Origin of the sequence: Mycobacterium parascrofulaceum ATCC BAA-614 (assembly GCF_000164135.1) — a bacterium.
Lineage (GTDB): Bacteria > Actinomycetota > Actinomycetes > Mycobacteriales > Mycobacteriaceae > Mycobacterium > Mycobacterium parascrofulaceum.
The window spans coordinates 451,640-477,732 of sequence record NZ_GG770558.1 but is presented as its reverse complement, the minus strand read 5'-3'; the positions used below and the strand labels follow the sequence as shown (position 1 = coordinate 477,732).

Below are 26,093 nucleotides of genomic sequence, written 5' to 3'. Positions count from 1 at the left end.
GCCAACTCTTGCGCGAAGGCGATGACCGCCGCCACTAAGTGAAAGCCTTGGTGCGCGTCCTAAGACTTACGTCGTAGGCCAGTTTCCGGGATCCGAACCGCCCCGATAGACCAGCTTGTACTTGTCATCATCGAGTTGTCCAGGGCTATGAAAATCGCTGCCGCCGTCCGTTATGTCGATTGCTTTGCGTTTCCCATCGACGTCAGCGTCGGCCTGGATGCGCCAGTGAACTGCGTCACGCGGAAGTAGCGTTTTCACCTCTATTATCACAGTCTCATTTAAGGCAACATTAATTCTGAACCCACCCGAGAACTGGTTAGAGTCCGAGCCTGCATGGTTGCTGGTGTCCAGGTTTGTGCCCAGTGCTTCATCCGAGTTTGATCGCCCTAAATCAAAGTAGAAACCGGTGGCTGTCGCAGGCCCGCTAACGTCCGTCCCAAAGGGATGCGAAGGGGGGCCAGGTGGCGCGGGCGCTGGGGCCTTGCAACTCATTAGCGCGCCATTGGCTGCGGGAGCCCGCTCGGTGATTATTGCTCGCAGATTGGCGATTGAGACGCCACTTGTTGCCTTCCCGTGCAATACAACCTCATAGCGAGCGAAGTCAGGGTATACGCCGTGCGCTTGTTTGCCTGCCTCCCAAAGCTTCTCGCAATCCGCCCCCGGCGGAAATAGTGGCCTCGGCCCCAGGTTTGGCAGCTGATTTGTATCCTCGACTACCAACTTCCAGATATTAGGAGCGCGGGTCGGAAGCGCAGTCGAGACGATGATGTCGAGTGGGTCCCTCCCGGTCAACCATGCTTTGATGTGTTCGCCGACATTTACATCGAAAATCGTCGAGAACAGACCTCCGCAAATTGCGCCGAACAACCACGGCAATCCCCACCTTCTCCACCACGGTTTCTTGTCTTTGCCATCCGGACCAGTATTGGTGGGAGCTGGACCTGGCGCGGGAGCAGGCTGTGCGCCACTGGAAGCGTCAACCTGCTGGGGGGGCGGAGTCTCACCTTTATTTGCTGATTCTGACATCGTCGAAACTCCTCCGCTTGAGGCGAACGTGGCAGCGCGAACTTAATTAAACAAGCACGCGCAACTGCACGGAAGCCCACACCAGGAGTCAATACGCCACCCGCCTTCGACGACCACTACCACGAGCCAAACGTGGTCGCTACGCCTCTCCGATTTCCTCGAGAAACACTCGCGCCCAGTCGACGTCGGACCAGACGATCGTGTCGCCCGGCCCCATGACCGCCCGAGCCGGGTAGATCGTGGCGAAACCGAAGCGACCTTTCCGCCGTGGCGCTCCAGCTCTGGCCCAACCCGGCAACGACCCGGTCGGCACGTTAACCGGCCGCCCCGCCCGCAACGCCTCCAACCGCACCGGCACGTGGTTATACGACCATGGACCCTCACCGCCGAACTGGCCCTGACGCACACTGCCAGGGTCCCTGCTGGGCGTAAGCTTTCAGCTCATGATCAGGGGGAAGAAAATCTTGCTTGCAGTACTTCTCGCGTTCACCGTCTCGACGACCTCGGTGAGCTGCATACCCATCAACATTCCCACCTGCCCGGCGGGCGGCGGCCCGGTCGGCTGCTGACCACCAGCGCTGGTGGCCCCTCGTCGGGTGTCGGTGCCACCAGCCAACTACTTCGAGGGGTTGCGGCCTTCCTCGTAGCGGGCGGACGCCACCAAGGCCACGCCGAGCAGAACCAGCAACGGCACGAACACGAACGGGTACGCGGCGACCGCGGCCAGGCCGATGATCACGGCCGGCACCGTCACCGCCAACGCCGCCGTGGGATGCCGGTCGGTCAGGCTGATGATCCTCGTCAGGGCCGCGGACGCCGCGGCGGCCCGCTCGTAAAGATCCGGACGGCTCCCGTACGAGTAACGCGTTTCCAGGCCGCAACCCATGCAGGTGCGCCCGTACGAGTAGCGGGTTTGCAGGCCACAACCCAGGCAGGTTTGGGTGGTCATCCGCTCATGATCTCATCGCCGCGGGCTGGCTTCGCGCCTGACACTGCGGGCCGGCGTCGAAACGGGTCTTCCGCACGAGCGCAAACGCGGGATAATGCGGGGATGCGTTTCATCTATGTCGCGGCGGCGGTCGGCATGGCCGTCGCTGTGCCGCTGGGGTCGTCGCCGGCTCGGGCCGAGACGGGCGTCAACGGTTACGTTCAGTGCCTCGGGGGCGATGCGAAGCCGCCGCCGCCGGGGGTCAGCGCGGAGAACTGGTTTCCCAGCGTCCATGTGATGGCGACGGATATCGATGGCGGTGTGCCCCAAGAGCAGGTGGCTCAACGGCTGGTGGAGATGGGCGTCAAGCCGGAGGACGCCGTCAAGCAGGTGCAGTGCTTCATGGCCAACCGGCCCAGCTAGCCGCAAACGCCCCGCGAAATCGCTAGTTACCAGCGCAACGCGTTGTGCGCCAAGGTTTTTGACTAGACCGGCGCTCCCCGTTCACACGCGCTCGGCCTTCATGCCCATGTCGATGGTGCCCTGGCACGCGCCACTCAAGATGTCGGTGTGCATCAGCCCGTCCAGCGACCCGTCGGGCTGCGGCGTGTAGCGCACCGTGGCCCGGGCCGGATTCCATTCGATCGAGGTGTCGGGCATCATGCAGTCCCACTGGAAATCGCTGACCTGCGACCAGGACTTTCCATCCCAGGTGAACTGAACCGGCTGCGGAACCGTCGGGTTGCTCGGCGGCGGGCCGCTGACGATGGTGGCGACGCACTTGCCGTTGGTGCAGCTCGATCGGAAGCCGTAGGTCTCGGTGTGCTGCACCTCCGGGTTGCCGACCGCCATGCTGGTGCCGGCCTTGGGACCGACCATGAAGGTGATCGCGTACTGGCCGTTCCAGGACGGATTGTCGGCGAAGGCGGCCGGGCACAGCGGCAGGGCGACCGGGAGCGAGGCGGCGCATAAACCGGCGACGTTTTTCAAGCGGTCCGCGGCCATCGCACCCTCCTCCGAGTCCACGACCATTGCCCTCATCGTCGTACCCCGAGCCCGCGCCGACAAGGCCCTCTGCCTTCACCAACCCCACTCGTCGGGATCCAGGACGTCCACGGTGAGATCGTTGTCGGCGGGCGCCTTGGTCCCGTAGGCAAAGGTGAGCAGGGTGCGGCCGTCGTCGAGGGGCTCGGTCGCTACGACGGTGGCATGCCCGATCTTCATGCGGATCTTGTCTCCGGGCAGCAACTCGTCAACGCGTTTCAGAGGCACACTCAACCCATCGGCGGCACTGACGTCAGCGATCGTGCGGATTCGGCCATCGCCGCCATTCTTCCACGGCCCGCAACACCGTCCCCCGGCCGTGAAAGCGATCGTCAGGCGCACGGAAAGCCCGTCAGCCAAGGGCATTCGAAAACTCCGAGCCCCCGGCAGACTCTCAAAACTGGTTTCCTCAGTTCTCCACCAGGTCGGGGACCGGCTCGGCGTCGGTCAGCCAGTGGCGGCCGGTCCGGCGGGCCGCCTCCCACTTCGGGACGCTGATCGCATCGTCCTGGCCGAGGTCCTCGGGGGTCGGGCCGATGCGCTCGGCCAGCCCGGCGAGCGCGCCCAGATCGAAGTTGTACAGCTCGGCCGCCGCCAGGCCCAGCATCTGGCGGGTCTCCTCGACGGGGATGTCCCAGAACGAGCGCTGCAGCCACTCGCGGGTGTGCGGCCAGGTGCCCTCGGGATGGGGAAAGTCGTTGCCCCACAACAAATTGGACACGCCGATCTCGTAGCGCCGGGCCAGCTCCCTGCGCTCGGTGGTGGTGGCCCCGATGAAGCAGTTGCGGTCGAAGTACGCCGACGGCGGCATCGTCAGGTCGCCCTCCATCTGATGGCTCATCTTCTTGGCCGAGTGCTCGCGCAGATACCGCGTGTCCATCAGCCAGAGCAGGTCGTTCGCCCAGAACGCACCGCACTCCGTGACCCCCCAGCGCAGCCGCGGGAAGCGCTCGAAGACGCCCGACCACAACGCGAACCACAGCGGCCGGGCGCCCCACCAGCGCACCTCGGTGACATAGATGCCCAGGTGCCCGCCGTACTCCTCCTGCGGGGCGGGACCCGAGTGGGTGTGCACGGGCATCTGCAGGTCCTGGCAGGCGGCCCAGACCTTGTCGTAGCGACGGTCGTGGTACGGCGGGTAGCCGACCCAGCGCGCCGGGATCAAAATCCCGCCCCGCAGCCCGGATTCGGCCGCCCGCGTGATCTCGGCGACCGCCGCGTCGACGTCGGCCAGGATCGGCACGACCGCGACGCCGGCCCGCCGCTCGGGGCTGTGGCTGCACAGCTCGGCCAACCAACGGTTGTGCGCCCGCGCCCCGGCCATGGCGCGCCCGGGATCCAGGTCGCCCGACTGACCCAGCCCGGCACCGAAGGGCGCGCCGGCCACCCCGGTCACCGCGTCGGCGTCGGGAAAGATGACCTCGCCGACCACCCCGTCGCCGTCGAGCTCCTTGTCGCGCAGCGCCACATCCCATCCGCCCGCGATGCCCTCTCCGTTCTCGGAGAACCACTCCTGCGCGAACTGCTCGTCGATGAATCCGCCGGCCTGCGCCGCGGCGATCTTCTCGGCGAGGTAGGCCTCGAAGTCGTCCCGGTATTCGGGGTCGACGTATTCGCGGTATCGCTCGGTCGGGAGTTCGGCGTGGGTGTCTGCGGAGATGATGACGTACGGGTCCACTAGGGTCCTTTCGCTACCAGGTGCGGATCGGGTCGGGCTCGAAGGCGGTGCTACTCGCGCCGGCGGGCACGGCGGCCAGGGGCTCGGCGACCTCGGCGACGGTGGGGCCGATGCGGTCGGTCAGCGGCGCGAGCGCATCGAGGTCGAAGCCGTAGACCGCCGCGGCATTGCCGCCCACCATGGCCGCCACCTCGGCCGCCGGGACGCCGCTGAAGGTGTGCCGCAGCGCTTCTCGGCTGTAGGGGAAGGTCCCCTCGTAGTGCGGGTAGTCGCTGCCCCACATGATGCGGTCCACGCCGATGCCGTGGCGCTCGGCGCATTCCACCGGGCGCATGAAACTCGCACCGACGTAGCACTGGCGCGACCAGTACTCGCTGGGCTTGCACGTCAGCGAGCCGGCAGTGGGCCCGGCGAAGCGGGCGATCGCCGAACCCGCCCGCCCGTAACGCGCCGCCGCGACGTCGAGCGACTCCAGCGTTGCCGGTATCCACCCGGAGCCCTGCTCGGTGAAGACCACGGTGAGATCCGGATGGCGATCCAGCGCGCCGCTGAAGATCAAGTGCCACAACGCCCGGTGCGCCCACCAGTGCGTCTCGTACACCCACACCGCAAACGAGCTGCCCCACCCGTCGGTCGGGCTGGGGCCGGCGCTGCCGCCGTGGTGGTTGACCACCAGGCCCGCCTCCGCGCACGCCGCCCAGAACGGCTCCCAATGCTCGGCGTAGAGCGGCGGCAGGCCGGTGCCGGGCGCGATCCCGGGCAGCAACACCCCGCCGCGCAGGCCGAGCTTGGCGATCTGCGCCACCTCCGCGACGGCTTCGTCGAGATCGCCGAGCAGGACCTGGCCCACCCCGGCGCGCCGCTCGGGCGACAACGAGCAGAAGTCCGACAACCAGCGGTTGTGCGCGCGCAGGCCCGCCCAGCGCAGCTCGAGCTCCCGGGCGGTCTCCGGCGGCGGGGCGGCCAGGCTCCCGTGGGGAAAGAACGGCGGCACGGTGTTGGGGAAGATGACCTCCCCCGCGATGCCGTCGGCGTCCAGCTCCGAGTTGCGCCGGTCGCTGTTCCAGTTGTGCTCGGCGTCGGGCTCGGCGAGATCGCCGAAGGGGTTCACGTAAGCCTTTGCCCAGCCGTCGAATTCGTCGCGATAGTGCGGATCGAGGTAGGGGCGATAGTCGAGCAGGTCGGCACCGGCGTGGCAGTCGGCCGAGATGACCGTGTACCGCTCCATGGCGCTAGGCCCGCGCCGGCTCGGGGCGGAGCGCGGCCAGCAGGGCCGCATCGTCGTAGCGCTGGTGCACGTACGGCAGCAGCCACTCCTGCGGCACGCGCGCCGCGATCCGGCCCACCTGGATGGTGCGCCGGCGACACCAGGTGATGGACGTGATACGGCGAATCGCGATGTCGGCCACCGGATCCAGCGGCGACTCCCCCAATTCGACCGTGCCGTCGATGGTTTCCAGCAGCTCGTAGTGCCGGTGGTATTCGCCGTACACCAGGTGGGGGTCGGTGATGCCGTTGCCGTCCGGGGCGCGCAGGAACTTGAAGTAGAACTCGGTGTTCACCTGGTCGGGCGGAAGCTCCGCCGGCCCGGTGACATGCCCGGCCACCGTGATGAGCCGATAGCCCAGACGGTCGACGGCGGCGGTGACGCGCTCGCCGTCGCGCTCCACCTCGATGTGGGCCAGTTTCTTTGGCTCACCGAATGTTTCGCGTCCGCCGGTGACCGACTGTTCGGTGGACTGCGGCATGAACAGCGGATAGTCGCCCTCGATTTCACCGTGCCGGGCGGTCACCGAGAACACCGCCGACCCGAACGGCGCCATGCCCTCGATCCGGACCCGCTGCAGCTGGATCCGCACCAGGGGTTCGGCCGCCGGCTCCAGCGGCCTGGGCAGCACGGCGGCGACGATGTCCGGATCGGTGAGGTAGGTGACGGTCACCGCCTCGGTCGCGATCGGCGCCTTCGTGGCGTCGACCTCGTGGTCGACCTGCGCCTCGGGCGGGCGGGGTCCGTAGCGAATCACGTTGGTGTCCAACGCTTCTCTCCTTACTCTTCGGAGTCCGAACCGACGCTTCGGCCGAGGACGTCGACCAGGTAATCCGGCGCGCCCCGATTCAGGATCGAGGCCGCCTTGCTGCTCACGACCTGGTCGGCCGGCGTGGGCGGGCCCATCATCCAGAAGCAGTCCGCCCGGATCCCGTCCACCACGAGGTCGGCGACCGTCTCGAGCGGGGTGAACTCGACATGCGCGCCCGCGGCCTCGAAGCGGGCCACCACCTTCGCCAGGGTCTGGTCGGGGCTGCGGCGTTGCTGCGTCGCGGCGTAGCGCTGCGGCCGGTGCCGCCACGACTCCCAGATGCCGGTGTTCAGGAAGCCGCCGGGAAACAGGACGTGCGCGCGAACCCGCGTTCCCGTCATCTCCAGGTGGGTGTAGAGGCTCTCGGTCAGACAGAGCACCGCGGCCTTGGTCATCGGGTAGACCGCCGTCGCCGGTCCGCCCATGGCCCCCCGGGCGATCGGCGCGAACCCGCCGTTGCCCGAGCAGGTATTGACCACGTGGCCGTCGCCCTGCTCGAGCAGGAGGGGCACGAAGGCTTTGATGCCATGGATGACGCCCAGCACGTTGACGTCGATCCCCCAGCGCCAGTCGGCCAGATCGTGCTCCCACATGTAACCCTCGGAGACCCCGCCGGTGCCGGCGTTGTTGCACACCACGTGCACGGCGCCGAAGCGCGACAGCGCCTCCTTGGCCAGTGACTCGACCGAGGAATAGTCGGTGACGTCGGTGAGGACGCCGGCCACCTCGATGCCCTCGTCGGCGAGCTCGCGGGTCGCCTCGTCGAGCGGTTCGGCGAGGACGTCGGCCAGCACCACCCGCATGCCCTCGTGGCCGAAACGCCTGCCCATGGCCCGGCCGATGCCCCCGGCTCCGCCGGTTACGACCGCCACCTTGCCCGCAAGGTCCTTCATTGTGGCGATCGTCACATAGACGCTTATAACGGCGCAAGCGGTCGCATTATGCGACCATTGCGCCCATGGCTGCGCGGCCGTCCCCGCAGACCGAGCGGGTGGTGAACCTGTTCGAGCACCTGGCCGGCGACGGGAACCGGGGAATGACGCTGGCCGAGGTGTCCCGCCACCTGAGCGTGCACAAGGCCAGCTGCCACTCGATGCTGTCCGAGTTGCTGCGGGCCGGCTGGCTGCTGCGGGACCCGGTGCGCAAGACCTATCACCTCGGTCCGGCTCTGGTCCGCCTGGGCCGGGAGGCCGCGGGGCGCTATCCGGCCTTGGTGCTGGCCCGCTCGGCGATGGCCGAGCTGTCCGCCGCGACGGGCGCCCACTGCGTCGCCTTCTCGGTGAGCGACGACTACTCCACCGTCGTCGATCAGGTGCGCAGCCGCGGCGGCGGCGGTCACCCGATGCCCATCGGCACCCAGTTCCCCCATCGCCCGCCCTACGGAGCGTCGACGGTGGCCTGGGCCGGGCCCGCGGCGCGGGAACGCTGGCTGGCCACGCTGCCCGAGGACGTGCGTGACCGCTACCGCCGGGCGATCACCGCCGCCCGGCAGCGTGGCTACGCGGTCGGCCTGCACCTGCTGCCCGACGTGCGCCTGCAGGAACTGGCGCTGATCGTGCGCAGCGCCGAGGTGCGCTCGACCCGGCTGAGCCAGCTGGCGCAGGCGTTGACCGACGAGCTCATCCACCAGGAGGAGTGGTTTCCGGTCGAGCTGGAGCCGGACCGCACCTACGAGGTGAGCCACATCGACTCGCCGATCCTCGAACCCGGCTCCGGCATCGCCCTGATGCTCAGCCTGGTGCCCAGCGCCGAGCCGATGAGCGGCGAAGCGGTCACCCGGATGGGAGCGCAGCTCGCCGACGCGACCCGCCGGCTCAGCGTGGCCCTGGCCGACGAGGCGCCTCGTCCTGGCGCCGAAATGCGCTGACGGGCAGGGCATTCCGACGCGGTCGGCTAGTGGCGCTCGGAGTCTTCGGAGCCTTCGTCCTCGGCGTCTGCGTCGCCCTCGTCATCCTCGTCGTCCTCGTCCTCCCCGTCCCCGTCCTCGTCCTCTTCCTCGTCGTCGTTATCGAGCTTGTCCGCGAATTTCGTCAGCAGCTCCGCCAACTTGCGGGCCTCCCCGGAGTCCAGCGAATCGTCGAAGACTCGCTCGTCGCCGTCCGAGACCCGCTCGAGGTACACCGCCTTGTCCTTGATGCCGACGTCCCACCGGCCACCCTCTTGACGAACCATCTGTCGCCGCCTTTTCCATTCATGACCCGACTGCAGAACCGACGCGTCCCGGCCGCGTTACTGCGTCGTTTACCCAGATGTGGGTCGCGCCTCACACCGAAATCGACGCGGGCGCCGGGATTACGGCGCGACCGGCCGCTTGAAGAAGCAGGCGACGGAGAAGGCGCCGCGGTGGTCGGCGTCGAGACCCACCATCTCCCAGCCCTGACGGCCCAGCTCGTCCGCCCGCAACTTCATCTCGTCCATCGCGGTGTCCCCCTCCCGGTAATCCCACGTGTACTCCCACTGCTGCGGATACCACTTACCGTCGGAGGCCAGCCACCAACCCGGACCGGGCGAAGGATTGTTCATGTGGACGTGCGTACCACAGGCATCGGCGCGCCCGGGCGTCAAGGGCTACGGCGCGTACGCCCAACCGAGAAAGATGTTCTGCGAATCGTTGGGGCTCGGCCTGATCTCCCGAATGTGCGGCGGGGTGAAGTAATTGGCGGTCAGGTATTGGCCGTTACCCTCGCTGAGCATGACGTGCCCGGTGCCGTGGTCGAACCCCGGATTGCTCGTGAAAACGAGCGCCCCCTCCGGAATGCCATCGGCGTTGGTGTGGATCAGCCCCTTGCGGTTGAAATCGTTGAAAGCGTCCATCGCCGACGGGTACCTGAACGCGTGGTTGTAGGCCTGCTCCACGAAAGCCTCGCATTGCACCGTGTTGTCGGGATCGGCCGCCATCTGGCCGCGAGCCCACGCCATCGCGCGGGCGGCCTTGTCCTCACCGGCCGGGTCGGCGGACGCGGCCCGGCCACCTGCACCGCCGCAGTCGGGGCCCAGCGCGTCCAGGGTGCGCGTGTCGACGTCGACGTCGGCGACATAGTGGCCGTCAGTCGTCTTGTACCAGAGGCTGTCCCAGCCGCCGTTGGCGATCTGGTAGCTGAAGAAGCCCCGCACCGGCTCACCGGCGGCGTGGCACACCAGGCCCAGGACCTGCCCGGCGTTGTACACGCCGTCTTGGCCGGACTTCAAGTTGGAGCCATTCATGCGCGGAGTGGTCGGCGCTTTGACGGTGGCAGTGGTCTCGGCATGAGCCGGCGCGGCACTCGGCAGACCCAGAGCAAAAACGGCTGCCGTCGCGGCCGCGATTGCTGCTTTCATCGCTCGGTCTTTCTGCCACGTCCCGCTGTGAAATTGATCGGGACGCTACACCAGCATTAAAGGCCGTGTGATGCAAATGGCGGTAAGAAATGCCGGCGCAATTCCTTAAACAAACCCCGGCCATTGTTGTGGCGCGGGAGGACCGGCGCTGCCCCTTTCAGCAGTGCGCGGCCCAGCACCGCTGAAGGGGGCAATACGTCGCATGCGCGATGCTCACCATGGATTGCAGGTCGCCCAACGTCACGTTCCGCGGATCCAACTCGTTGTGGATGTTCTGGGCGATCTGGTCGTAGGTCCAGCCCCACCCCAGGTCGTCACAGATCAGGCGCCCCATTCCGACAAGGGCGGCATCGTGGTCCGGCGGCCAGCTGAAGCCCTGGGCACGCAGTTGAGCGAGGTAGGCGTCGTCGTTGGCATCGGCGGCCGCGATCGCGGGACTCGCCAGGACGGCGGCGCCGACCATGACGGGGACGGCCAGTCGGGACAGCCAGCGGGGTGAAGGCATGCGATCCGGATCCTTTCTTCGAGCCGTTGACGAGGCTCTCGGCGCCGACTCCTATGCGGCAGAGGAAGGAAGAATAGGGAACACAGGGAAAATGCAGCTTATGAAAAGCTGAATAATCGGCTTCGCGGCCGATGAACGCCGCCCGCCGGGTTCGGGACCATCGGTCACGGCGGCACCGGCGGACGGTTGCCCACAACCGGCGCCCCTGGCGAACCGCGTGAGACGGCGTGGACTACTAGAGTTCGCCCGCATGGACGCCCGGTGTGCCGCACAACGGCCGGCGATGCGATGCGGCTCCGGCTCATAAGCATCCCGGCGCTCGTCGCCGAAGCCGGCGGCGATCCGTGGGCGATCAACCGCGGACTGCAGACCGGACGCCCGTCGGAGATCTCGGATCTGGCGGCGGCTTTCCACCGTGCGGGCCGCTGCACCCGGGAGGCGAACGAGGCCTTCGAACGCGCCCGCCAGCGGTTCGACGCGGCCTGGACCCGCCAGGTTGGGGACCATCCGATCAACGACTCCGCCGAAGTGCGGCGCGTGATCAGGGCCCTGGGAGCGCAATCCCTCCAGTTGCCCAAAATTGGCGCCGACCTGGAGATCGTCGCCGCGGCGCTCGCGGAGGCGCAACGGGCCCAAGCCGGCGAGATCGAGCTCCTGGAAGCCCGGCTGCAAGAGCTCGACGACCTGATCGTCCGGGCCGTCGAAACACAACGGCGCGGCGCGACCGACGGGGCGGCGCTCGACGCCCTGATCCACGCGTGCGAAGACGACGCCATCGACGGCACCAAAGCCGCACTGGCCCAAGGAAAGTCACTGCTAAACCGGTACTCGGCGACGTTGCAGACGTCGCTGGGCGCCCTGCGCGCCGATGGCTACGACCCGGCGTCGCTGCGGCAAATCGACGCGGACACGCAGATCCCGGCCGCCGGCGCCGAGGACGTGCATCGGTGGTGGACTTCGCTGACCCCGCAGCAGCGGCAGCGCTTCATCGCCCAAAGCCCCGACCAGATCGGCAATCTCAACGGTGTTCCGGTCCTCGCGCGCAACGCCGCCAACACCGCCGCCCTGGCGCGGGACCTCGACCGGGTGCGTGTCACCGCCCACCGCGCCGGCGTCGCCGTGGACGACGTGCTGCGCGATCCGGCGAGATACGGCCTCTCGGCCGCCGACGTCACCCGCTACCGAAACGCCGACGAGGTCAGGCAGGGCCTCGATCACGACGCCGGTGACGACGCCCTGCATCCCAACCCGGTCTACCTGTTCGCCTACGACCCGATGGCGTTCGGCGGCAAGGGCCGCGCGGCGATCGTCATCGGCGACCCGGACACGGCGAAGAACACCGCGGTGATCGTGCCCGGCACCAACAGCAGCGTCCGGGGCGGGTGGCTGCACGACGGCCACAACGACGCCCTCAACCTCTTCGCCCAGGCCAACGCCGCCGATCCGGACCATCGCACGGCCGTGATCGCGTGGATGGGCTACGACGCCCCCGACCGCCCCTCCGACGCCCAGCGCATCTCCACGCCCCACCTCGCGCGGGCAGGCGGCGCGGCGCTGGCGCAGGACGTGAACGGCCTGTGGGCGACGCACCTCGGCGGCGACCAGCACGTCACGGTGCTGGGCCACTCGTACGGGTCGACGACGGTGGCCGACGCCTTCGCCGTGCACGGCATGCGCGCCAATGACGCTGTGCTGCTTGGCTGTCCGGGCACCGACGCGGCCAATAGCGCCGCCGACTTCCACCTGGACGGCGGCCACGTGTTCGTCGGCGACGCCTCCACCGATCCGGTGGGAATGATCGGGCAGCTCGACGGGCTGAGCGGACACTTCTTCGGCGGCGACATCCTTGGGCAGCTGACGGGCACCGACCCCGGCCTGGGCGCCGACCCCGCCGTCGACGGCTTCGGATCGGTGCGCTTTCGCGCCGAGGTGCCCGGCTCCGACGGCGTCGACCCCCGCGCCCATTCGCACTACTACGCTCCGGGCAGCGAGGCGCTGCACAGCATGGCCCACATCGTTTCGGGCCACGGCGACGCGTTGAAAGCCGACGGCCTGACCGCCGTACACCGCGTCGGCGCCGCTGGCATCCGGATCAAGGTCCCCGGGCTGCCCCCGGTCACGGTGGGCCCACGCACCCCGGCGATCTACGACCCGGAATGGAACCGCCCGGCGGGCTCTGTCACCGACGACCACTTCTTCGACGGCAGGCACCGCAACTGATGGCCGACAAGTCGCTTGCCCCGCAATGATTTTCGTCGAGGGAGTAGAGTCGCGGGCATGAATTTGGTCGAGTGGCTGAGGACCCCGCATCACCTGCGGACGCGGTTGATGATGGAACGCCAGCCGATCAGGAACATCGAGGTAGAGACGGTGTTCCTCGAGATCTCCCACCGCGACGCGCTGCTGCGGTTCCCGGTGATGCTCATGCTGCTGCCCAGGCGCTCCCGGCCGCCGCGCGATCGCGCCCCGCGGGACAAGTAGCGCGGGGCGAGGTGGAGGGCTTTCTCGCGCCGACACTCCCTGGCCGCGGCCGATCGCATCGGCCGGCTGGTTGCCGCCGCGCCGGCGCCGCGGATTCCCGACATGCACAACTTCACCTGGACGGCCCGGACCGCCTGAGCCGGTAACCCGGCGCGCTCAGTTGCCGGGCTGACCGTCCGGCTTCGGGCCGCGGCCCTCGCCGGTCACGTACTTCGGGCAGTAGTGAGCCGCCGACAGGTACGTGAACTTGGCCGCGCTGGCCCCCTGGAACGCCGGGTTCTGGTTGCGGAGCTGCGTCACGATCTCGGCGGACGACTGTCCGTCGTCGAGCAGCTCGCACACCGACTTGCCGATCGTGATCGCGTTGTCGCCGTTCTGGTAGGTGATGCCGGCGTCTCGCAGGTCGGTGAGGAAATCCTGATCGTTGTTGACGTCGGCGTGCGCCGGCGCGGCCAAGCAGATCGCGGCGGCGGCGCCGGCCAAACCCAGTAGGAATCGCATAACGCAGCGATTGTCGCAGACCTGTCCGCGAATGGCACCTCGTCGGGCGAACGGCGGGTGAACTCTCACCGGCCCCGCAGCGCTACGCGGCCGGCGCGCTGGAGGGGCGCAGCACCGGACGCCGCAGCGTCAGCGACTCGGGCAGCGCCCCGACCTGCCGACGCTCCGCGGGTTCCCAGATGTCGCCGTCGAGCACACCGGGCAGGCCGGCCCGGCTGGCGACGAAAACCGGCGTCATTCCCTGCGCGAACTGCCGGTGGTAGTCCTTGAGTGCCGCGAACGCCCACTTGCCCAGCAGGCAGATGGTGAGCAGGTTCGCGATCGCCATCACCGCCATGGTCAGGTCGGCGAGCGCCCACACCAGCGTCAGCTTGGCCAGGGCCCCGAAGGCGATGGACAGCAGCGTGACGACCTTCAGCACATTGGCCGCCAGCCGGCGGCCGCCCAGGTAGAACAGATTGGCCTCGGCGACAACGTAATTGCTCAGCACCGAGGCGAACGCGAAGACGAACACCACCGCGGTCATCAGCACGGTGGTCCACGACCCGAGATCGGCGGCGACCGCGGACTCGGTCAGGCTCGCCCCGGCGACCGCCCCCAAGCGGGCGGGGTTGTAGGTCTCGGGGCCCGACAGCAGCACGATGAAGGCCGTCGCCGTGCAGATCACCATCGTGTCGACGAATACGGCCAGCGCCTGAATCAGGCCCTGCTCCACCGGATGCGCCACGGTCGCGGCGCCCGCGATGTTGGGCGAGCTGCCCATCCCGGCCTCGCAGGCGAACAGGCCCCGCTTGACGCCGGTGAACATCGCGGCGAGCACACCACCTGCGAAACCGCCTGCCATCTGGCGTATTCCGAATGCCCCGCCGACGATCTCCCTGACGACCGCCGGCAGCTCGGTGATGTTGACGGCCACGATGCACAGCGCGAGCACCGTGTACACCAGGGCCACCACGGGCAGCACCGACCCGGCGAACTGGGCGACCCGCCGCACCCCGCCGAACAGCACGGGCGCCGCGAGCACCGCCAAAACGACTGTCGTCCAACCGACTCCGATGCCGTGCGAGGACTCCAGCACCCCGCTGATCGCGTTGGTCTCCACCATGTTGAACGCGGTGGAGAAGGTGAGCACCAGCAGCATGGCGAAGACGACCCCGCCCGCCCGCGACCGCAGGCCCCGTTCGATGTAGAACGCGGGACCGCCCCGGAAGGCGCCGTCGTCCGACCGGACCTTGAAGATCTGGGCCAGGGTCGCCTCGATCACCGCGGTGGCCATGCCGACGGCCGCCACCACCCACATCCAGAAGACGGCGCCGGGCCCGCCGACGGTGAGCGCGATTGCGACGCCGGCGATATTGCCGGTGCCCACGCGCGACGCGAGACCCACGCAGAACGCCTGGAACGACGAGATGCCGCCGTCGTGGTGGCGCGCCCTGCGGAGCTGGCGCAGCATGCGCCCGAAGTAGCGGATCTGGATGAAGCGCGTGCGCACCGTGAAATAGATCCCGCCACCGATCAGCAGATAGATCAGAACGTGCGTATTGAGGAGGTTGCTGAGGGGTTCGACCAACTGCCGTTGAAGAAAGTCCAAGCCCCTGCTTCCTTTCGGCTACGTCCGGTGGTCGTCGCCGAAATGGTATGGGCGAATTGTTGATTACAGGTTTCGTTCACCCGCCGTTAGTGGGCGGGTATGTAAAAAGCGCATCACGTCCGGCACCGCGGCCCGCCGCAGCGCACGGTTGCCAGACGAAGCGGCGCCGTGGGTCGATACCCACGGCGCCAACCCGCCCGGTCCGGGTGGTCCTGCTCAGGACGTGGAGCTGGCGGTCGTGGTGGTGGTCGACGAGATCGCGTCCGGGCAGTAGGCGCTGGCCGCGATCGCGGTGAACTTCTCCGCTTTTTCCTGGCTGAGTGCGGGCGCCTTGGACACCATCGCCGTCGCGATGTCCGCCATCGCGGTGCCACCGCCGGCCGCCGAACACACGTAGTGGCCGGCCTGGATGACCTGTCCCGGATCGTTATAGGTGAAGCCCGCCGAGTTCAGCGAGCCAAGGAACGCGTCATCGGTGTCGTCGGCGTGCGCGGGCACGGCCAACGCGATTCCGGCGACCACGCCGGCAATTGTCAGAACGAGCTTCATAACTACGAAATCGTCCCAGACCTGCGACGCGTCCGCAGGCGACGAAACAATTCGTAACATCGTCAACCCGCGGTTGACACCGGCGCTGCGTCAACCTACCGTTGACGATATGTCCGAGCCGACCCGCATCGCCTACCCCGTCCGCCTCGACGAGCTGATCGACGCGATCAAATCGGTGCACACCGACGCGCTGGACCAGCTGGCCGACGCCGTGCTGGCCGCCGAGCACCTGGGCGAGGTGGCCGACCACCTGATCGGGCATTTCGTGGATCAGGCCCGCCGCTCCGGGGCATCGTGGACCGACATCGGCAAGAGCATGGGCGTCACCAAACAGGCGGCCCAGAAGCGGTTCGTGCCCCGCGCCGAGCCCGCCACCCTCGACCCCGAACAGGGCTTCGGCCGCTTCACCCCGCGGGCGCGCGGCGCGGTGGTGGCCGCGCAGAACGCCGCGCACGAGGCGGGCAACGCCGAGATCACCCCCGACCACCTGCTGCTCGGCCTGCTCGACGACCCCGCCGCCCTGGCCACGGTGCTGCTGCACCTGCAAAAGGTCGACACCGAGGCGCTGCGCGCCGCCGTGCGGCTGCCGCCGGCGGGCGCCGATACCCCCGACCTCATCCCGTTCAGCGGGCCCGCGCGCAAAGCGCTGGAGCTGACCTTCCGCCAAGCACTTCGCCTAGGCCACAACTACATCGGGACCGAGCACCTACTGCTGGCGCTGCTCGAACTGGATGACTCCGCCTCCGACGAGGGACCGCTGCGCCGGTGCGGCGTGGACAAGGACCGCGTCGAGGCCGACCTGGTCAAGGCGCTCGAATCGCTCGGGGCCCGCGCGCAGGGCTGACCCCGGTGTGGTCCGACCCCTGCCGCCGTCGGCACCGCGTGTGCGATCATTCGAAGGTCCCTGGACAAGGGTGCCGAGGAGGCGAAGACGTGGGGAAGATGCACCGTTGGCTGGTTGTCCTGTCCGCCTTCTTCGTCGCCGCCGCGAGCGTCACCGCCGTCGCCGTCTCGGCGCCGCGCGCCTGGGCCGGTGACGCCCCGATCGGCCACATCGGTGACACGCTGCGGGTGGACACCGGCACCTACGTCGCCGACGTCACCGTCACGGGCGTGTCGCCGTGCGATCCGCCGCCCGGATTCGGCTACACGCGCGAAGGCACCTACAAGGGCTTTCCCGGCAGCAGCGTCGAGCGCGCGGACGTGGTCGTGCACGCGGTCCGGGTGCCCAACCCGTTCATCATGGCGACCAACTTCAGCTTCGACGGGGTGACCCCGTTCGCCGACGCCTACAAGCCGCGGGCCACCGATGCGCCCGACGCGCTGGACAACGTCCTGACCAACGCGCCCAACGGGGCGGTCGTGCGGGGCGAAGTGTATTGGGACGCCTACCGTGATCCCGTCTCCACCGTGGTCCTGCTGGACAAGAAGACGGGCTACCACCTCGCGCAGTGGAACCTCTGACCCGCACCGTACGCATCGTCACGTCGGACTCCGTTGACGTTGAAGAGCTTGCCGATATCGCCGCGCGCACCTTTGCGCTGGCCTGCCCGCCCTCGGTGGCGCCCGAGAGCGTCGCGGTGTTCGTCGACGCCAACCTGTCGGCCGCGCGCTTCGGCGAATACCTGGCCGATCCGCGCCGGGCGATCCTCACCGCGGCGGACGACGGCCGAATCATCGGCTACGCCATGCTGATTCGCGGCGTCGACGACGAAGCGGCGGAACTGTCCAAGATCTACGTTGCGGCCGAGCACCACGGTAGCGGGGTTGCGGCCGCGCTGATGGACCTCGCGCTGGCCACGGCCGGCGGATGGGGCGTGGCCCGGGTGTGGCTGGGCGTCAACCAGGCGAACCGACGCGCGCAAAGCTTTTACGCCAAGAGCGGCTTCACCGTCAGCGGCACCAGGACGTTTCAGGTCGGCGCCAGCCGGGAGAACGACTTCGTCATGACCCGCGTCCTCCGCTGACCCCGGCGGTCAGCGCCAGGAGCCGAGACATGGCCCGCAGGTACTTCTTTCGGTAACCGCCCGCGAGCATCTCATCGCTGAAGACGGTGTCCAGCTTCTCCCCCGACGCCACCAGCGGGATGCCGGCGTCGTACAGCCGGTCGGTCAGCGCCACCAACCGCAGCGCGACGTTCTGGTCGTCGATGCCGTGCACGCCGGTCAGGAAGACGGCGGTCACGCCCTCGATCAGGGTCAGGTAGCGCGACGGGTGCATGGTGGCCAGGTGCGCGCAGAGCGCGTCGAAGTCGTCGAGCGTCGCCCCGTCGACCCGCGCGGCCCGCGCGGCCACCTCGTCGTCCGACGGCGGCTGCGGCGCCGGGGGCAGGCCGCGGTGCCGATAGTCGGGCCCCTCGATCCGCACGGTGGTGAAAATGCTTGCCAGCGTGTTGATCTCGCGCAGAAAGTCCTGGGCGGCGAACCGGCCCTCGCCGAGCTGCTCGGGCAGCGTGTTGGAGGTGGCGGCCACCGACACACCCCGCTCGACCAGCGACGAGAGCAGCCGCGAGATCAGCGTGGTGTTGCCGGGGTCGTCCAGCTCGAACTCGTCGATGCACACCGCCGTGTAGCCGGCCAGCAGCTCGACGCATTCGGCGAAGCCGAACACCCCGGCCAACTGCGTCAGCTCGCCAAAGGTCGCGAACGCCTTCGGAGTTGGCGTTTGCGGCCCGTCACCGGGCAGCGCGTAGTAGGCCGACGCCAGCAGGTGCGTCTTGCCCACCCCGAAACCGCCGTCCAGATACAACCCGACGCCGGGCAGCACCACGCGCCGGCCCAACAGTTTTCGCCGGCCCGCGCGGCGTTCCACCGCCTGGCGGCAGAAGTCCCGGCACGCCGCGACGGCGGCGGCCTGCGTCGGCTCGGCCGGATCGGGCCGGTACGACGCGAAGCTCACGTCGGCGAACGTTGGGGGCGGCCGCAATTGGGCGATCAGCCGCTCCGGCGACACGGTGGGATGCCGATCCACCAGGTGCGCCACCCGCCCCGAAGTGGACCCGTCCATGCCAGCACAGTAGCGGCGTGCTGCAATCAATCTCATGCCCCTTCCCGAGACGCCGCTGTCGCTGCTCGGGTCGGTGGGCGAACTCGACGACGGCGCACTCCCCCGGCTCTACGCCTATCCCGAACGCGACGGGACCTGGGTGCGGGCCAACTTCATCGCCAGCGTCGACGGCGGGGCCACCTCCGGCGGCAGCAGCGGGACGATGGGCGGCCCCGGGGACCGGTTCGTGTTCAACCTGCTGCGTGAGCTCGCCGACGTCATCGTGGTCGGCGCGGGCACCGTGCGGGTCGAGGGCTATTCGGGCGCCCAGCTGAGCGTCGCGCAGCGCCAACAGCGGCAGGACCGCGGGCAGAGCGAGGTCCCGCCCCTGGCGATCGTCACCAAGTCGGGTCGCCTGGACCGCGACATGGCGGTGTTCACCCGGACCGAGGTGCCGCCGCTGGTGCTGACCTGCGCGGCGGCCGCCGACCCGGCGCGGCGGCTGCTCGGCGAGGTGTGCGAGGTGGTCGACTGCTCGGGCGACGACCCGGGCGCGGTCGACGAGGCCGTGCTGCTGGCGACCCTCGGCGCCCGCGGAATGCGCCGCATCCTGACCGAGGGCGGCCCGATGCTGCTCGACTCGCTGATCCGGCGCGACATGCTCGACGAGCTCTGCCTGACCGTCGCGCCCTACCTCGTGGGCGGCCTGGCCCGGCGCATCGCGACGGGCCCCAGCCAGCTGCTGACCCGGATGCGCCGCGCCCACGTTTTGACCGACGACGCCGGTTACCTGTACACCCGCTACGTCAAGGTCTAGCTACTGTGGTCGACATGAGTCGGCAGATCACGCTCGCCACGATCTTGATTGCGGCGACCACCGTGGTCGCCGGCTGCGTCCCCGGCCTGGCCGCCGACCCGCGGTTCGCCACCGATTCCGGCGCCCACCCCCAGGGGGCGAGCACCGCGAAGCCGCCACCCAGCGGTCCGCCGCCGCTTGCGGCCCCCAAGAACGACCTGTCGTGGCACGACTGCACGTCGCGGGTGTTCGGCGACGCCGCGGTCCCGCCCGCCGCCGGGGTCCGGCTGGACTGCGGGAACTACGACGCGGACCTGGATCCGGTCAACGGCGGCACCGGCACCGTGAGCGTCGGCGTGGTCCGCGCCCGCTCGGACAAGACCCCCCGCGACGCCGCCCCGCTGGTCTTCACCACCGGCTCGGACCTGCCGTCCTCGGTGCAGCTGCCGGTCTGGCTGTCCCGCGGCGGCGCCGACGTGCTGCAGACCCACCCGATCGTCGCCGTCGACCGGCGCGGCATGGGCATGTCGAACCCCATCGACTGCCGGGACCCCTCCGACCGCCAGATCATGCGCGACCAGGCGCAGTTCCAGGCCGGTGACGACCCCGTCGCCAACCTTTCGGACGTCGCCAACACCGCCACCACGAACTGCACCGACGCCATCGCGCCGGGCGCCTCCGCCTACGACGACGCCCACGCCGCCTCGGACATCGAGCGGCTGCGCACGCTGTGGGACGTGCCGGCGGTCGCGCTGGTCGGCGTCGGCAACGGCGCCCAGGTCGCGCTGGCCTACGCGGCCACGCGCCCCGACAAGGTCGCCCGGCTGATACTCGACTCGCCAGTCGCGCTGGGTGTCAACGCCGAGGCCGCCGCCGAGCAACAGGTCAGGGGTCAACAGGCGGCGCTCGACGCGTTCGCGGCCCAGTGCGTCGCGGTGAACTGCGCGCTGGGTCCCGACCCGAAGGGCGCCGTCAGCGGGTTGCTGGCCGACGCCCGCGCCGGCAAGGGTCCCGCCGGCGCGTCGGTGGCACAGTTGGCGGGCGCCATCACCGTCGCGCTGGGCTTCCCCGCCGGCGGCCGCGTCAACGCCACCAACGGCCTCGCCAACGCGCTGGCGGCCGCCCGCTCCGGCGACACCAACCAGCTGACCAGCCTGATCAACCACGCCGACGCGGTGCAGGACTCCGACGGCCAGTTCGTCAGCACCTGCAGCGACACCGTCAACCGCCCCACCCCGGACCGGGTGCGCGAACTGGTCGTCGCGTGGGCCAAGCTGTACCCGGACTTCGGCACCGTCGCGGCGCTCAACTTGGTCAAATGCGTGCACTGGCCCACCGGCTCACCGCCGGCGCCGCCGAAATCGTTGAAGGTCGACGTGCTGCTGCTGGGCGTGCAGAACGACCCGATCGTCGGCACCGACGGGGTCGCCCAGACGGCGGCCACCGTCATCAACGCCAACGCGGCGAGCAAGCGGGTCATGTGGCAGGGCATCGGCCACGGCGCCAGCATCTACTCCAGCTGCGCGGTTCCCCCGCTGATCGGCTACGTCAACAGCGGCAAACTGCCCGGGACCGACACGTACTGTCCCGCCTGATTTTCCGGCCCGGCGGGCGTGCGGTGTACGGTGCGCTGGTGACGGCAGCTGACTCGACCCGAACCGGCTTGCGTGATTGGATCCTGGCCGCCTTTCGTCCCCGCAACGGCCCGCCGAGCACCGCGACGATCCTGCGGTCCGCGTTGTGGCCGGTGGCCATCTTCTCGGTGCTGCACCGCAGCATCATCCTGACGCTCAACGGCAACATCACCGACGACTTCAAGCCGGTGTACCGCGCGGTCCTCAACTTCCGGCACGGCTGGGACATCTACAACGAGCACTTCGACTACGTCGACCCGCACTACCTCTACCCGCCCGGCGGCACGCTGCTGATGGCGCCGTTCGGCTACCTGTCCTTCACGCCGTCGAGATACCTGTTCATATTGATCAACACCATCGCGATCCTGATCGCCTGGTACCTGCTGCTGCGGCTGTTCAACTACACCCTCTCGTCGGTGGCCGCGCCCGCCCTGCTGCTGGCGATGTTCTGCACCGAAAGCGTGACCAGCACGCTGGTGTTCACCAACATCAACGGCTGCGTGCTGCTGGCCGAGGTGCTGTTTTTGCGCTGGCTACTGGACGGCAAGGTCGGGCATCAGTGGTGGGCCGGCCTGGTGATCGGCCTGACGCTCACGCTCAAACCGGTGCTGGGGCCGCTGCTGTTGCTGCCGCTGCTGAACCGCCAGTGGCGGGCGCTGATCCCCGCGTTCGTCGTGCCGGCCGTCGTCAACGCGGTGGCCTGGCCGTTGGTCAGCGACCCGATGGACTTCGTCACCAAGACGCTGCCGTACATCGGCGGCACCCGGGACTACTTCAACAGCTCGATCGAAGGCAACGGCGTGTACTTCGGCCTGCCGACCTGGCTGATCGTGTTCCTGCGGGTCCTGTTCGTGCTGATCACGATCGGCGCGCTGTGGCTGCTGTACCGCTACTACCGGACCCGGGACCCGCTGTTCTGGTTCACCACTTCGTCGGGAGTGCTGCTGCTGTGTTCCTGGCTGGTGCTGCCGCTGGCCCAGGGCTACTACTCGATGATGCTGTTCCCGTTCCTGATGACCGTGGTGCTGAAGAACTCGCTGATCCGCAACTGGCCGGCGTGGCTGGGGATCTACGGGTTCATGACGCTGGACGACTGGCTGATCTACAAGTACATGCGGTACGGGCGCGCGCTGCACTACCTGAAGATCACCTACGGCTGGTCGCTGCTGCTGATCGTCGCGTTCACCGTGCTGCTGTTCCGCTACCTGGACGCCAAGGCCGAGAACCGGCTGGACGAGGGCATCGATCCGGCGTGGCTGACGGCTAGGCGAGTTGGCGCTAGCGTGGATACATGACTAGCCCGAAGCTGCAGCTGACCGAGGACGAATGGCGCCGGAAGCTCACGCCCGAAGAGTTTCACGTCCTGCGCCGGGCCGGTACCGAACGTCCCTTCACCGGTGAGTACACCGACACCAAGACCGAAGGCGTCTATCAGTGCCGGGCCTGCGGCGCCGAATTGTTCCGCAGCACAGAGAAGTTCGAGTCGCACTGCGGCTGGCCGTCGTTCTTCGATCCGGCGAACTCCGACGCCGTGATCCTGCGGCCCGACGATTCACTGGGCATGCGGCGCGTGGAGGTGTTGTGCGCCAACTGCCACAGCCACCTGGGCCACGTCTTCGAGGGTGAGGGCTACCCGACGCCGACGGATCAGCGGTACTGCATCAACTCGATCTCGCTGCGCCTGGTGCCGGCGGGGTCGTAGTCCTCGTTCACGGCCCACCCACCCTGTCGCGACACATACGCCCCGCCCCTCTCGTCGCGACACATAACCAGTTGCGACGACACGCCGTGGCGGGTCGCAACGGTTTACATCTCGCGACATCCGCGACGGGTGAGCGCCGCGCCAACGCGTGCGACGACGTCCTGCGGCTTGTCCTCCGCGATCACCCGGACGACGATCCACCCGAGTTCTTCCATCTTGCGCAGCCGCCAATGGTCCCGGGCGTATTGGCGGCGGCTGGTGCGATGCTGGTCGCCGTCGTACTCGGCCGCGACTTTGTACCGCTCCCAACCCATATCGAGCACCCCGACCAACCGCCAGCCGTCGTTCACGGGTATCTGGGTTTCGGGCGCCGGAAATCCCGCGTCGATCAACAGCAGCCGCAGCCAGGTCTCCTTGGGCGACGCGGCGCCCGGGTCGACGAGTGGGAGCGCCGCGCGCAGTCGCTGCAGCCCCCGCGCACGCGGGTACCGCTTGGCCAGCAACGGCACCTCCTCGAGGCAGAAGGGGCGCGCCCGCAGCAGCGCGTCGAGCCGCGCCACCGCCTCATCCCTGGGGAATTGCCTGGCCACGTCGTACGCAGTCCTCGCCGCGGTCGTGACCGGCAGGCCTGCGGCCCTGGTGATCTCGTCGGGTTCAACCCGCTGATTGCGGGTGATCACACCGGTCGGGGCGTGCTGATTGCCCCAGATGAGCTCGATGGGCGCGTCGTCGTCGATCCAATCCGAGCCGTGCAATGCGGCCGCGGCGAGTCCGGCCACGATGCCGCGTCGTCCCGACCACAGCCACGCCCCGGCGCAGCGCGTCCGCAGCGACGGTGTCGCCGCCTCTCCCAGGTACACGTCGGGGTAGATCGCCCGAAACCCGACGCGCAACTGATAGGGGCTCAACCTGCCCTGCCGCACAGCCTCACTCCCGATGAACACATCGTCCACGAAGTAAGGACGTCAACCGGCTCCCGGCGGATCCACCAGACGTAAACCTCTGCGACAGATTGCGGCGTGTCGTCGCAAGGGTTTATGTGTCGCGGGGAAGGAGGGGCCCCGCGACCCAGGGGCCCGGGGAAGGAGGGGCTCAGTCCACCCGGGTGGCGTGCACTTCCCAGAACGGGGCGTGCACCCGGCCGCCCTCGAGCCACGGCTCCATCGCCCGGAATCGCTCCAGCAGCTCCTGCGCCTGCTCGGCCGCGTCGGGATTGCGCGCGGCCATCATCTCGATCTGCTCGACGCTGATGTTCACCAGGTAGGTCGTCGGCCCGAGATAGCTGATCTCCCAACCGCCCAGCGGCAGCACGTCGCGAAAGTCGTTCTCGGACAACGACCGCATCATCTTGAACCCGTTGACGTCATGGGCCCCGAACTCGAACATGTACAGCCGCGCCCCCGGCTTGGTGGCCCGGCGCAGCGCCTGCACGTAGGACCGCTGCAGCTCGGGTTCGGTGCTGAAGGTGTGGTAGAAGGCGCAGTCGACGACGGTGTCGAACCGGCCTTCCAGACCCTCGAGCCTGGTGGCGTCGGCCAGCTCGAAGTTCACCGAAACCCCTGCCCTGCGGGCGTTTTCGCGGGCCCGCTCCAGCGCGCCCGGCGAACCGTCGATGCCGGTGGCCGAGTACCCCTTCGCGGCGTAGTAGATCGCGTGGTGGCCCGGCCCGGTGCCCGGATCGAGCACCTCGCCCCTGATCGCGCCCAGCGCCACCAGCTGCTGGACCACCGGCTGGGGGCCGCCGATGTCCCACGGCGTGGCGGTGGGCAGCCCGTTCGAGGTCCGCTCGTCGCGGTACATCTCCTCGAAGCGGGCCGGGTCGGTCACGTCGGGGCGGGTCATGGCAGCGAGTTCACCAACTGCTCGACCGCCACCCGCGGGCCGGTGAAGAACGGTGTCTCCTCGCGCGTGTGGCGGCGGGCGTCGGTGGCCCGCAACTCGCGCATCAAATCGACGATGCGGTGCAGTTCGGGCGCCTCGAAGGCCAGGATCCACTCGTAGTCGCCGAGCGCGAACGCCGGCACCGTGTTGGCGCGGACGTCCTTGTACTCGCGGGCGGCCATGCCGTGCTCGGCGAGCATGCGGCGGCGCTCCTCGTCGGGCAGCAGGTACCACTCGTAGGACCGCACGAACGGATACACGCAGATGTAGTTGCCGGGCTCCTCGCCGGCCAAGAAGGCGGGGATGTGGCTCTTGTTGAACTCGGCCGGCCGGTGCAGCGCCACGCTGCTCCACACCGGCGCACTGGCGCGGCCCAGCGCGGTCGTCCGCCGGAAGTCGGCGTAGGTGGCCTGCAGCGCCTCGACGCGTTCGGCGTGGGTCCAGATCATGAAGTCGGCGTCGGCGCGCAGGCCCGCGACGTCGTAGAGGCCGCGCACCACCACCCCGCGCTCCTCCTGCTGCTTGAGGAACGTCGACGCCTCGTCGATCACGTCGTCGCGCTGCTCCCCGAGCTCGCCCGGCTCCACGGAGAAGACGGAGAACATCAGGTAGCGGATGGTGGAGTTCAGCGAGTCGTAGTCGAGCTTGGCCATGGCATCTATCGTGCCACTTCGGTGTCGAGGGCCTCGACCGCGCGCCCGGCCGCCCCGACGCAGGCCGGCACCCCGATGCCGTCGAGGTAGCTGCCGGCCACCGCCAGCGCGGGCGGCAGGCCCGCGCGCATCTCGGCCACCAGGTCCGCGTGGCCGGGGCCGTACTGCGACATGGCCCCGATCCAGCGCTGCACGCGGGCGTCGACCGGGTCGACGCGCAAGCCGAAGACGGTGGCCAGGTCGTCCACCGCCCACGCCAGCAGTTCGTCGTCGGACGCCGTTTCGGCCAGGCCGTCCCCGCACCGACCGAACGACGCCCGCAGCAGCTGGGCGCCGCCGCGGGCACCCCATTTGCGCGACGAAAGCGTGATCGCCTTGGCGTGCAACCGCTCTCCGGTGGCCACCAGCACGCCGGAGCACTCCGGAAAGGGGGTGTCGCCCGGCACCGCGAGGGCGACCACCACGGACGACGCGCTGGTGATCCGGTCGGCGGCCGCGGCACTCGCCGGCGCGATGTCGGCGAGCAGGCGCGCCGCCCGGGGGGCCGGGACGGCCAGGATCACCGCATCGGCGTGCCAGCGGGCGCCGGTGTCGTCGAGCAGCGCCCACCCCGGTCCGGCGGGCTCCAGACGCTGCACGCCGGCCTGTACCCAGCGCGGCCGGCCGCGCTCGACGAGCGCATCCAGCAGCACCTGATAGCCGCCGTCCAGCGCCCCGAACACCGGCGCGCCGGTTGCCGGCGG

Annotated in this window: 31 protein-coding genes; 12 read left to right on the top strand and 19 right to left on the bottom strand. The window is 68.9% G+C overall.

The window, feature by feature from the left end; all coding sequences use genetic code 11:
• Positions 1–1,469 precede the first annotated feature (1,469 nt).
• The gene (locus HMPREF0591_RS34480) at positions 1,470–1,595 is read left to right on the top strand and encodes a hypothetical protein (protein WP_279626985.1); all 126 of its coding nucleotides are present in this window, start codon (positions 1,470–1,472) and stop codon (positions 1,593–1,595) included.
• Between the two features lie 47 nt (positions 1,596–1,642).
• Here the strand turns inward: HMPREF0591_RS34480 and HMPREF0591_RS25680 are convergent, their stop codons facing one another.
• Positions 1,643–1,975, bottom strand: coding sequence for a hypothetical protein (locus tag HMPREF0591_RS25680; RefSeq protein WP_007171645.1), 333 nt, complete (start codon positions 1,973–1,975; stop codon positions 1,643–1,645).
• Positions 1,976–2,077: 102 nt separating this feature from the next.
• Here HMPREF0591_RS25680 and HMPREF0591_RS25675 point away from each other — a divergent pair, with 102 nt between their 5' ends.
• Complete coding sequence (locus tag HMPREF0591_RS25675; RefSeq protein ID WP_007171644.1) at positions 2,078–2,377, top strand: hypothetical protein; 300 nt, start codon at positions 2,078–2,080, stop codon at positions 2,375–2,377.
• 81 nt (positions 2,378–2,458) lie between these two features.
• Here the strand turns inward: HMPREF0591_RS25675 and HMPREF0591_RS25670 are convergent, their stop codons facing one another.
• The 6 genes from HMPREF0591_RS25670 to HMPREF0591_RS25645 all read right to left on the bottom strand — a co-directional run bounded on the left by HMPREF0591_RS25670 (position 2,459) and on the right by HMPREF0591_RS25645 (position 7,647).
• Positions 2,459–2,986, bottom strand: coding sequence for an Rv2253 family sensor-like surface protein (locus HMPREF0591_RS25670; protein WP_007171643.1), 528 nt, complete (start codon positions 2,984–2,986; stop codon positions 2,459–2,461).
• Between the two features lie 48 nt (positions 2,987–3,034).
• Entirely contained in the window at positions 3,035–3,226 is a 192-nt protein-coding gene (locus HMPREF0591_RS25665; RefSeq protein ID WP_040623901.1) for a hypothetical protein, read from the bottom strand.
• A gap of 181 nt (positions 3,227–3,407) precedes the next feature.
• The gene (locus tag HMPREF0591_RS25660; RefSeq protein WP_007171641.1) at positions 3,408–4,676 is read right to left on the bottom strand and encodes an amidohydrolase family protein; all 1,269 of its coding nucleotides are present in this window, start codon (positions 4,674–4,676) and stop codon (positions 3,408–3,410) included.
• A 13-nt stretch (positions 4,677–4,689) separates the two neighbouring features.
• A complete protein-coding gene (locus tag HMPREF0591_RS25655) occupies positions 4,690–5,904 on the bottom strand; it encodes an amidohydrolase family protein (protein WP_040623900.1) in 1,215 nt (404 codons plus the stop codon).
• A 4-nt stretch (positions 5,905–5,908) separates the two neighbouring features.
• The gene (locus tag HMPREF0591_RS25650) at positions 5,909–6,712 is read right to left on the bottom strand and encodes an acetoacetate decarboxylase family protein (protein WP_007171639.1); all 804 of its coding nucleotides are present in this window, start codon (positions 6,710–6,712) and stop codon (positions 5,909–5,911) included.
• 11 nt (positions 6,713–6,723) lie between these two features.
• The gene (locus HMPREF0591_RS25645) at positions 6,724–7,647 is read right to left on the bottom strand and encodes an SDR family oxidoreductase (protein ID WP_040623899.1); all 924 of its coding nucleotides are present in this window, start codon (positions 7,645–7,647) and stop codon (positions 6,724–6,726) included.
• 65 nt (positions 7,648–7,712) lie between these two features.
• Here HMPREF0591_RS25645 and HMPREF0591_RS25640 point away from each other — a divergent pair, with 65 nt between their 5' ends.
• Positions 7,713–8,621 carry an IclR family transcriptional regulator gene (locus HMPREF0591_RS25640; RefSeq protein ID WP_007171637.1) on the top strand — a complete coding sequence of 303 codons (909 nt, stop codon included), beginning with the start codon at positions 7,713–7,715 and terminating at the stop codon, positions 8,619–8,621.
• Between the two features lie 26 nt (positions 8,622–8,647).
• Here HMPREF0591_RS25640 and HMPREF0591_RS25635 read toward each other — a convergent pair whose 3' ends face one another.
• The 4 genes from HMPREF0591_RS25635 to HMPREF0591_RS25620 form a co-directional block, all read right to left on the bottom strand.
• Positions 8,648–8,926, bottom strand: a complete 279-nt coding sequence (locus HMPREF0591_RS25635) for a hypothetical protein (RefSeq protein WP_007171636.1) — start codon at positions 8,924–8,926, stop codon at positions 8,648–8,650.
• A gap of 120 nt (positions 8,927–9,046) precedes the next feature.
• Positions 9,047–9,277 carry a hypothetical protein gene (locus HMPREF0591_RS25630; protein WP_007171635.1) on the bottom strand — a complete coding sequence of 77 codons (231 nt, stop codon included), beginning with the start codon at positions 9,275–9,277 and terminating at the stop codon, positions 9,047–9,049.
• 45 nt (positions 9,278–9,322) lie between these two features.
• On the bottom strand, positions 9,323–9,958 hold the full coding sequence (locus HMPREF0591_RS25625) for a hypothetical protein (RefSeq protein ID WP_007171634.1): 636 nt from the start codon (positions 9,956–9,958) through the stop codon (positions 9,323–9,325).
• 271 nt (positions 9,959–10,229) lie between these two features.
• Positions 10,230–10,577 carry a DUF732 domain-containing protein gene (locus tag HMPREF0591_RS25620; protein WP_007171632.1) on the bottom strand — a complete coding sequence of 116 codons (348 nt, stop codon included), beginning with the start codon at positions 10,575–10,577 and terminating at the stop codon, positions 10,230–10,232.
• Between the two features lie 288 nt (positions 10,578–10,865).
• Here HMPREF0591_RS25620 and HMPREF0591_RS25615 point away from each other — a divergent pair, with 288 nt between their 5' ends.
• Both HMPREF0591_RS25615 and HMPREF0591_RS25610 read left to right on the top strand, forming a co-directional pair.
• Positions 10,866–12,797 (top strand): putative alpha/beta hydrolase, encoded by a 1,932-nt coding sequence (locus tag HMPREF0591_RS25615; protein WP_040624008.1) that lies wholly within the window; start codon positions 10,866–10,868, stop codon positions 12,795–12,797.
• Positions 12,798–12,854: 57 nt separating this feature from the next.
• Entirely contained in the window at positions 12,855–13,058 is a 204-nt protein-coding gene (locus HMPREF0591_RS25610; RefSeq protein ID WP_007171630.1) for a hypothetical protein, read from the top strand.
• Between the two features lie 156 nt (positions 13,059–13,214).
• Here HMPREF0591_RS25610 and HMPREF0591_RS25605 read toward each other — a convergent pair whose 3' ends face one another.
• The 3 genes from HMPREF0591_RS25605 to HMPREF0591_RS25595 form a co-directional block, all read right to left on the bottom strand.
• Positions 13,215–13,559 carry a DUF732 domain-containing protein gene (locus tag HMPREF0591_RS25605; RefSeq protein ID WP_007171629.1) on the bottom strand — a complete coding sequence of 115 codons (345 nt, stop codon included), beginning with the start codon at positions 13,557–13,559 and terminating at the stop codon, positions 13,215–13,217.
• Between the two features lie 82 nt (positions 13,560–13,641).
• Positions 13,642–15,150, bottom strand: a complete 1,509-nt coding sequence (locus HMPREF0591_RS25600) for an alanine/glycine:cation symporter family protein (protein WP_007171628.1) — start codon at positions 15,148–15,150, stop codon at positions 13,642–13,644.
• Positions 15,151–15,366: 216 nt separating this feature from the next.
• Entirely contained in the window at positions 15,367–15,699 is a 333-nt protein-coding gene (locus tag HMPREF0591_RS25595) for a DUF732 domain-containing protein (RefSeq protein WP_040623897.1), read from the bottom strand.
• Between the two features lie 109 nt (positions 15,700–15,808).
• Between HMPREF0591_RS25595 and HMPREF0591_RS25590 the strand changes: the two genes are divergently transcribed.
• The 3 genes from HMPREF0591_RS25590 to HMPREF0591_RS25580 all read left to right on the top strand — a co-directional run bounded on the left by HMPREF0591_RS25590 (position 15,809) and on the right by HMPREF0591_RS25580 (position 17,666).
• Positions 15,809–16,543: a Clp protease N-terminal domain-containing protein gene (locus HMPREF0591_RS25590; protein ID WP_007171626.1), complete on the top strand. Its 735-nt coding sequence runs from the start codon at positions 15,809–15,811 to the stop codon at positions 16,541–16,543.
• Between the two features lie 98 nt (positions 16,544–16,641).
• Positions 16,642–17,163 carry a hypothetical protein gene (locus tag HMPREF0591_RS25585; protein ID WP_007171625.1) on the top strand — a complete coding sequence of 174 codons (522 nt, stop codon included), beginning with the start codon at positions 16,642–16,644 and terminating at the stop codon, positions 17,161–17,163.
• Entirely contained in the window at positions 17,151–17,666 is a 516-nt protein-coding gene (locus HMPREF0591_RS25580; RefSeq protein ID WP_007171624.1) for a GNAT family N-acetyltransferase, read from the top strand. The genes HMPREF0591_RS25585 and HMPREF0591_RS25580 overlap by 13 nt, the downstream gene beginning before the upstream one ends.
• On the opposite strand, the gene zapE is transcribed toward HMPREF0591_RS25580, so the two are convergent.
• Positions 17,644–18,741 carry a cell division protein ZapE gene (zapE, locus tag HMPREF0591_RS25575; RefSeq protein WP_085981727.1) on the bottom strand — a complete coding sequence of 366 codons (1,098 nt, stop codon included), beginning with the start codon at positions 18,739–18,741 and terminating at the stop codon, positions 17,644–17,646. The two genes, HMPREF0591_RS25580 and zapE, sit on opposite strands and share 23 nt — an antisense overlap.
• On the opposite strand from zapE, the gene HMPREF0591_RS25570 reads away from it, so the two are divergent.
• From HMPREF0591_RS25570 to msrB, 4 genes are read left to right on the top strand one after another with little or no spacing between them, the layout of a single operon-like run.
• Positions 18,740–19,501: a pyrimidine reductase family protein gene (locus tag HMPREF0591_RS25570; RefSeq protein ID WP_007171622.1), complete on the top strand. Its 762-nt coding sequence runs from the start codon at positions 18,740–18,742 to the stop codon at positions 19,499–19,501. The genes zapE and HMPREF0591_RS25570 overlap by 2 nt on opposite strands.
• Before the next feature lie 14 nt (positions 19,502–19,515).
• A complete protein-coding gene (locus tag HMPREF0591_RS25565) occupies positions 19,516–21,075 on the top strand; it encodes an alpha/beta hydrolase (RefSeq protein WP_040623896.1) in 1,560 nt (519 codons plus the stop codon).
• A gap of 23 nt (positions 21,076–21,098) precedes the next feature.
• Positions 21,099–22,409, top strand: coding sequence for an arabinofuranan 3-O-arabinosyltransferase (aftC, locus tag HMPREF0591_RS25560; protein WP_007171620.1), 1,311 nt, complete (start codon positions 21,099–21,101; stop codon positions 22,407–22,409).
• Entirely contained in the window at positions 22,406–22,816 is a 411-nt protein-coding gene (msrB, locus tag HMPREF0591_RS25555) for a peptide-methionine (R)-S-oxide reductase MsrB (protein WP_007171619.1), read from the top strand. Before aftC ends, msrB begins: the two co-directional genes overlap by 4 nt.
• Positions 22,817–22,920: 104 nt before the next feature.
• Here the strand turns inward: msrB and HMPREF0591_RS25550 are convergent, their stop codons facing one another.
• The 4 genes from HMPREF0591_RS25550 to HMPREF0591_RS25535 all read right to left on the bottom strand — a co-directional run.
• Positions 22,921–23,769 carry an endonuclease domain-containing protein gene (locus tag HMPREF0591_RS25550; protein WP_007171618.1) on the bottom strand — a complete coding sequence of 283 codons (849 nt, stop codon included), beginning with the start codon at positions 23,767–23,769 and terminating at the stop codon, positions 22,921–22,923.
• A 139-nt stretch (positions 23,770–23,908) separates the two neighbouring features.
• Positions 23,909–24,658, bottom strand: coding sequence for a class I SAM-dependent methyltransferase (locus HMPREF0591_RS25545; RefSeq protein ID WP_007171617.1), 750 nt, complete (start codon positions 24,656–24,658; stop codon positions 23,909–23,911).
• Positions 24,655–25,350, bottom strand: a complete 696-nt coding sequence (gene hemQ / locus HMPREF0591_RS25540) for a hydrogen peroxide-dependent heme synthase (protein ID WP_007171616.1) — start codon at positions 25,348–25,350, stop codon at positions 24,655–24,657. Before hemQ ends, HMPREF0591_RS25545 begins: the two co-directional genes overlap by 4 nt.
• A 5-nt stretch (positions 25,351–25,355) precedes the next feature.
• Positions 25,356–26,093, bottom strand: a 738-nt coding sequence (locus HMPREF0591_RS25535; RefSeq protein WP_007171615.1) for an FAD-dependent oxidoreductase, incomplete at its 5' end; no start/stop codon positions are given.

Coding starts and splice junctions, on each gene's coding strand:
- HMPREF0591_RS25640 (WP_007171637.1), top strand. CDS start 7,713: ATGGCTGCGCGGCCGTCCCCGCAGACCGAGCGGGTGGTGAACCTGTTC.
- HMPREF0591_RS25655 (WP_040623900.1), bottom strand. CDS start 5,904: ATGGAGCGGTACACGGTCATCTCGGCCGACTGCCACGCCGGTGCCGAC.
- HMPREF0591_RS25585 (WP_007171625.1), top strand. CDS start 16,642: ATGCACCGTTGGCTGGTTGTCCTGTCCGCCTTCTTCGTCGCCGCCGCG.
- HMPREF0591_RS25635 (WP_007171636.1), bottom strand. CDS start 8,926: ATGGTTCGTCAAGAGGGTGGCCGGTGGGACGTCGGCATCAAGGACAAG.
- HMPREF0591_RS25565 (WP_040623896.1), top strand. CDS start 19,516: ATGAGTCGGCAGATCACGCTCGCCACGATCTTGATTGCGGCGACCACC.
- HMPREF0591_RS25545 (WP_007171617.1), bottom strand. CDS start 24,658: ATGACCCGCCCCGACGTGACCGACCCGGCCCGCTTCGAGGAGATGTAC.
- HMPREF0591_RS25605 (WP_007171629.1), bottom strand. CDS start 13,559: ATGCGATTCCTACTGGGTTTGGCCGGCGCCGCCGCCGCGATCTGCTTG.
- HMPREF0591_RS25645 (WP_040623899.1), bottom strand. CDS start 7,647: ATGAAGGACCTTGCGGGCAAGGTGGCGGTCGTAACCGGCGGAGCCGGG.
- zapE (WP_085981727.1), bottom strand. CDS start 18,741: ATGAGATTGATTGCAGCACGCCGCTACTGTGCTGGCATGGACGGGTCC.
- HMPREF0591_RS25625 (WP_007171634.1), bottom strand. CDS start 9,958: ATGAATGGCTCCAACTTGAAGTCCGGCCAAGACGGCGTGTACAACGCC.
- HMPREF0591_RS25610 (WP_007171630.1), top strand. CDS start 12,855: ATGAATTTGGTCGAGTGGCTGAGGACCCCGCATCACCTGCGGACGCGG.
- msrB (WP_007171619.1), top strand. CDS start 22,406: ATGACTAGCCCGAAGCTGCAGCTGACCGAGGACGAATGGCGCCGGAAG.
- HMPREF0591_RS34480 (WP_279626985.1), top strand. CDS start 1,470: ATGATCAGGGGGAAGAAAATCTTGCTTGCAGTACTTCTCGCGTTCACC.
- HMPREF0591_RS25675 (WP_007171644.1), top strand. CDS start 2,078: ATGCGTTTCATCTATGTCGCGGCGGCGGTCGGCATGGCCGTCGCTGTG.
- HMPREF0591_RS25680 (WP_007171645.1), bottom strand. CDS start 1,975: ATGACCACCCAAACCTGCCTGGGTTGTGGCCTGCAAACCCGCTACTCG.
- HMPREF0591_RS25595 (WP_040623897.1), bottom strand. CDS start 15,699: ATGAAGCTCGTTCTGACAATTGCCGGCGTGGTCGCCGGAATCGCGTTG.
- HMPREF0591_RS25630 (WP_007171635.1), bottom strand. CDS start 9,277: ATGAACAATCCTTCGCCCGGTCCGGGTTGGTGGCTGGCCTCCGACGGT.
- HMPREF0591_RS25615 (WP_040624008.1), top strand. CDS start 10,866: ATGCGGCTCCGGCTCATAAGCATCCCGGCGCTCGTCGCCGAAGCCGGC.
- HMPREF0591_RS25620 (WP_007171632.1), bottom strand. CDS start 10,577: ATGCCTTCACCCCGCTGGCTGTCCCGACTGGCCGTCCCCGTCATGGTC.
- HMPREF0591_RS25670 (WP_007171643.1), bottom strand. CDS start 2,986: ATGGTCGTGGACTCGGAGGAGGGTGCGATGGCCGCGGACCGCTTGAAA.
- hemQ (WP_007171616.1), bottom strand. CDS start 25,350: ATGGCCAAGCTCGACTACGACTCGCTGAACTCCACCATCCGCTACCTG.
- HMPREF0591_RS25570 (WP_007171622.1), top strand. CDS start 18,740: ATGCCCCTTCCCGAGACGCCGCTGTCGCTGCTCGGGTCGGTGGGCGAA.
- HMPREF0591_RS25590 (WP_007171626.1), top strand. CDS start 15,809: ATGTCCGAGCCGACCCGCATCGCCTACCCCGTCCGCCTCGACGAGCTG.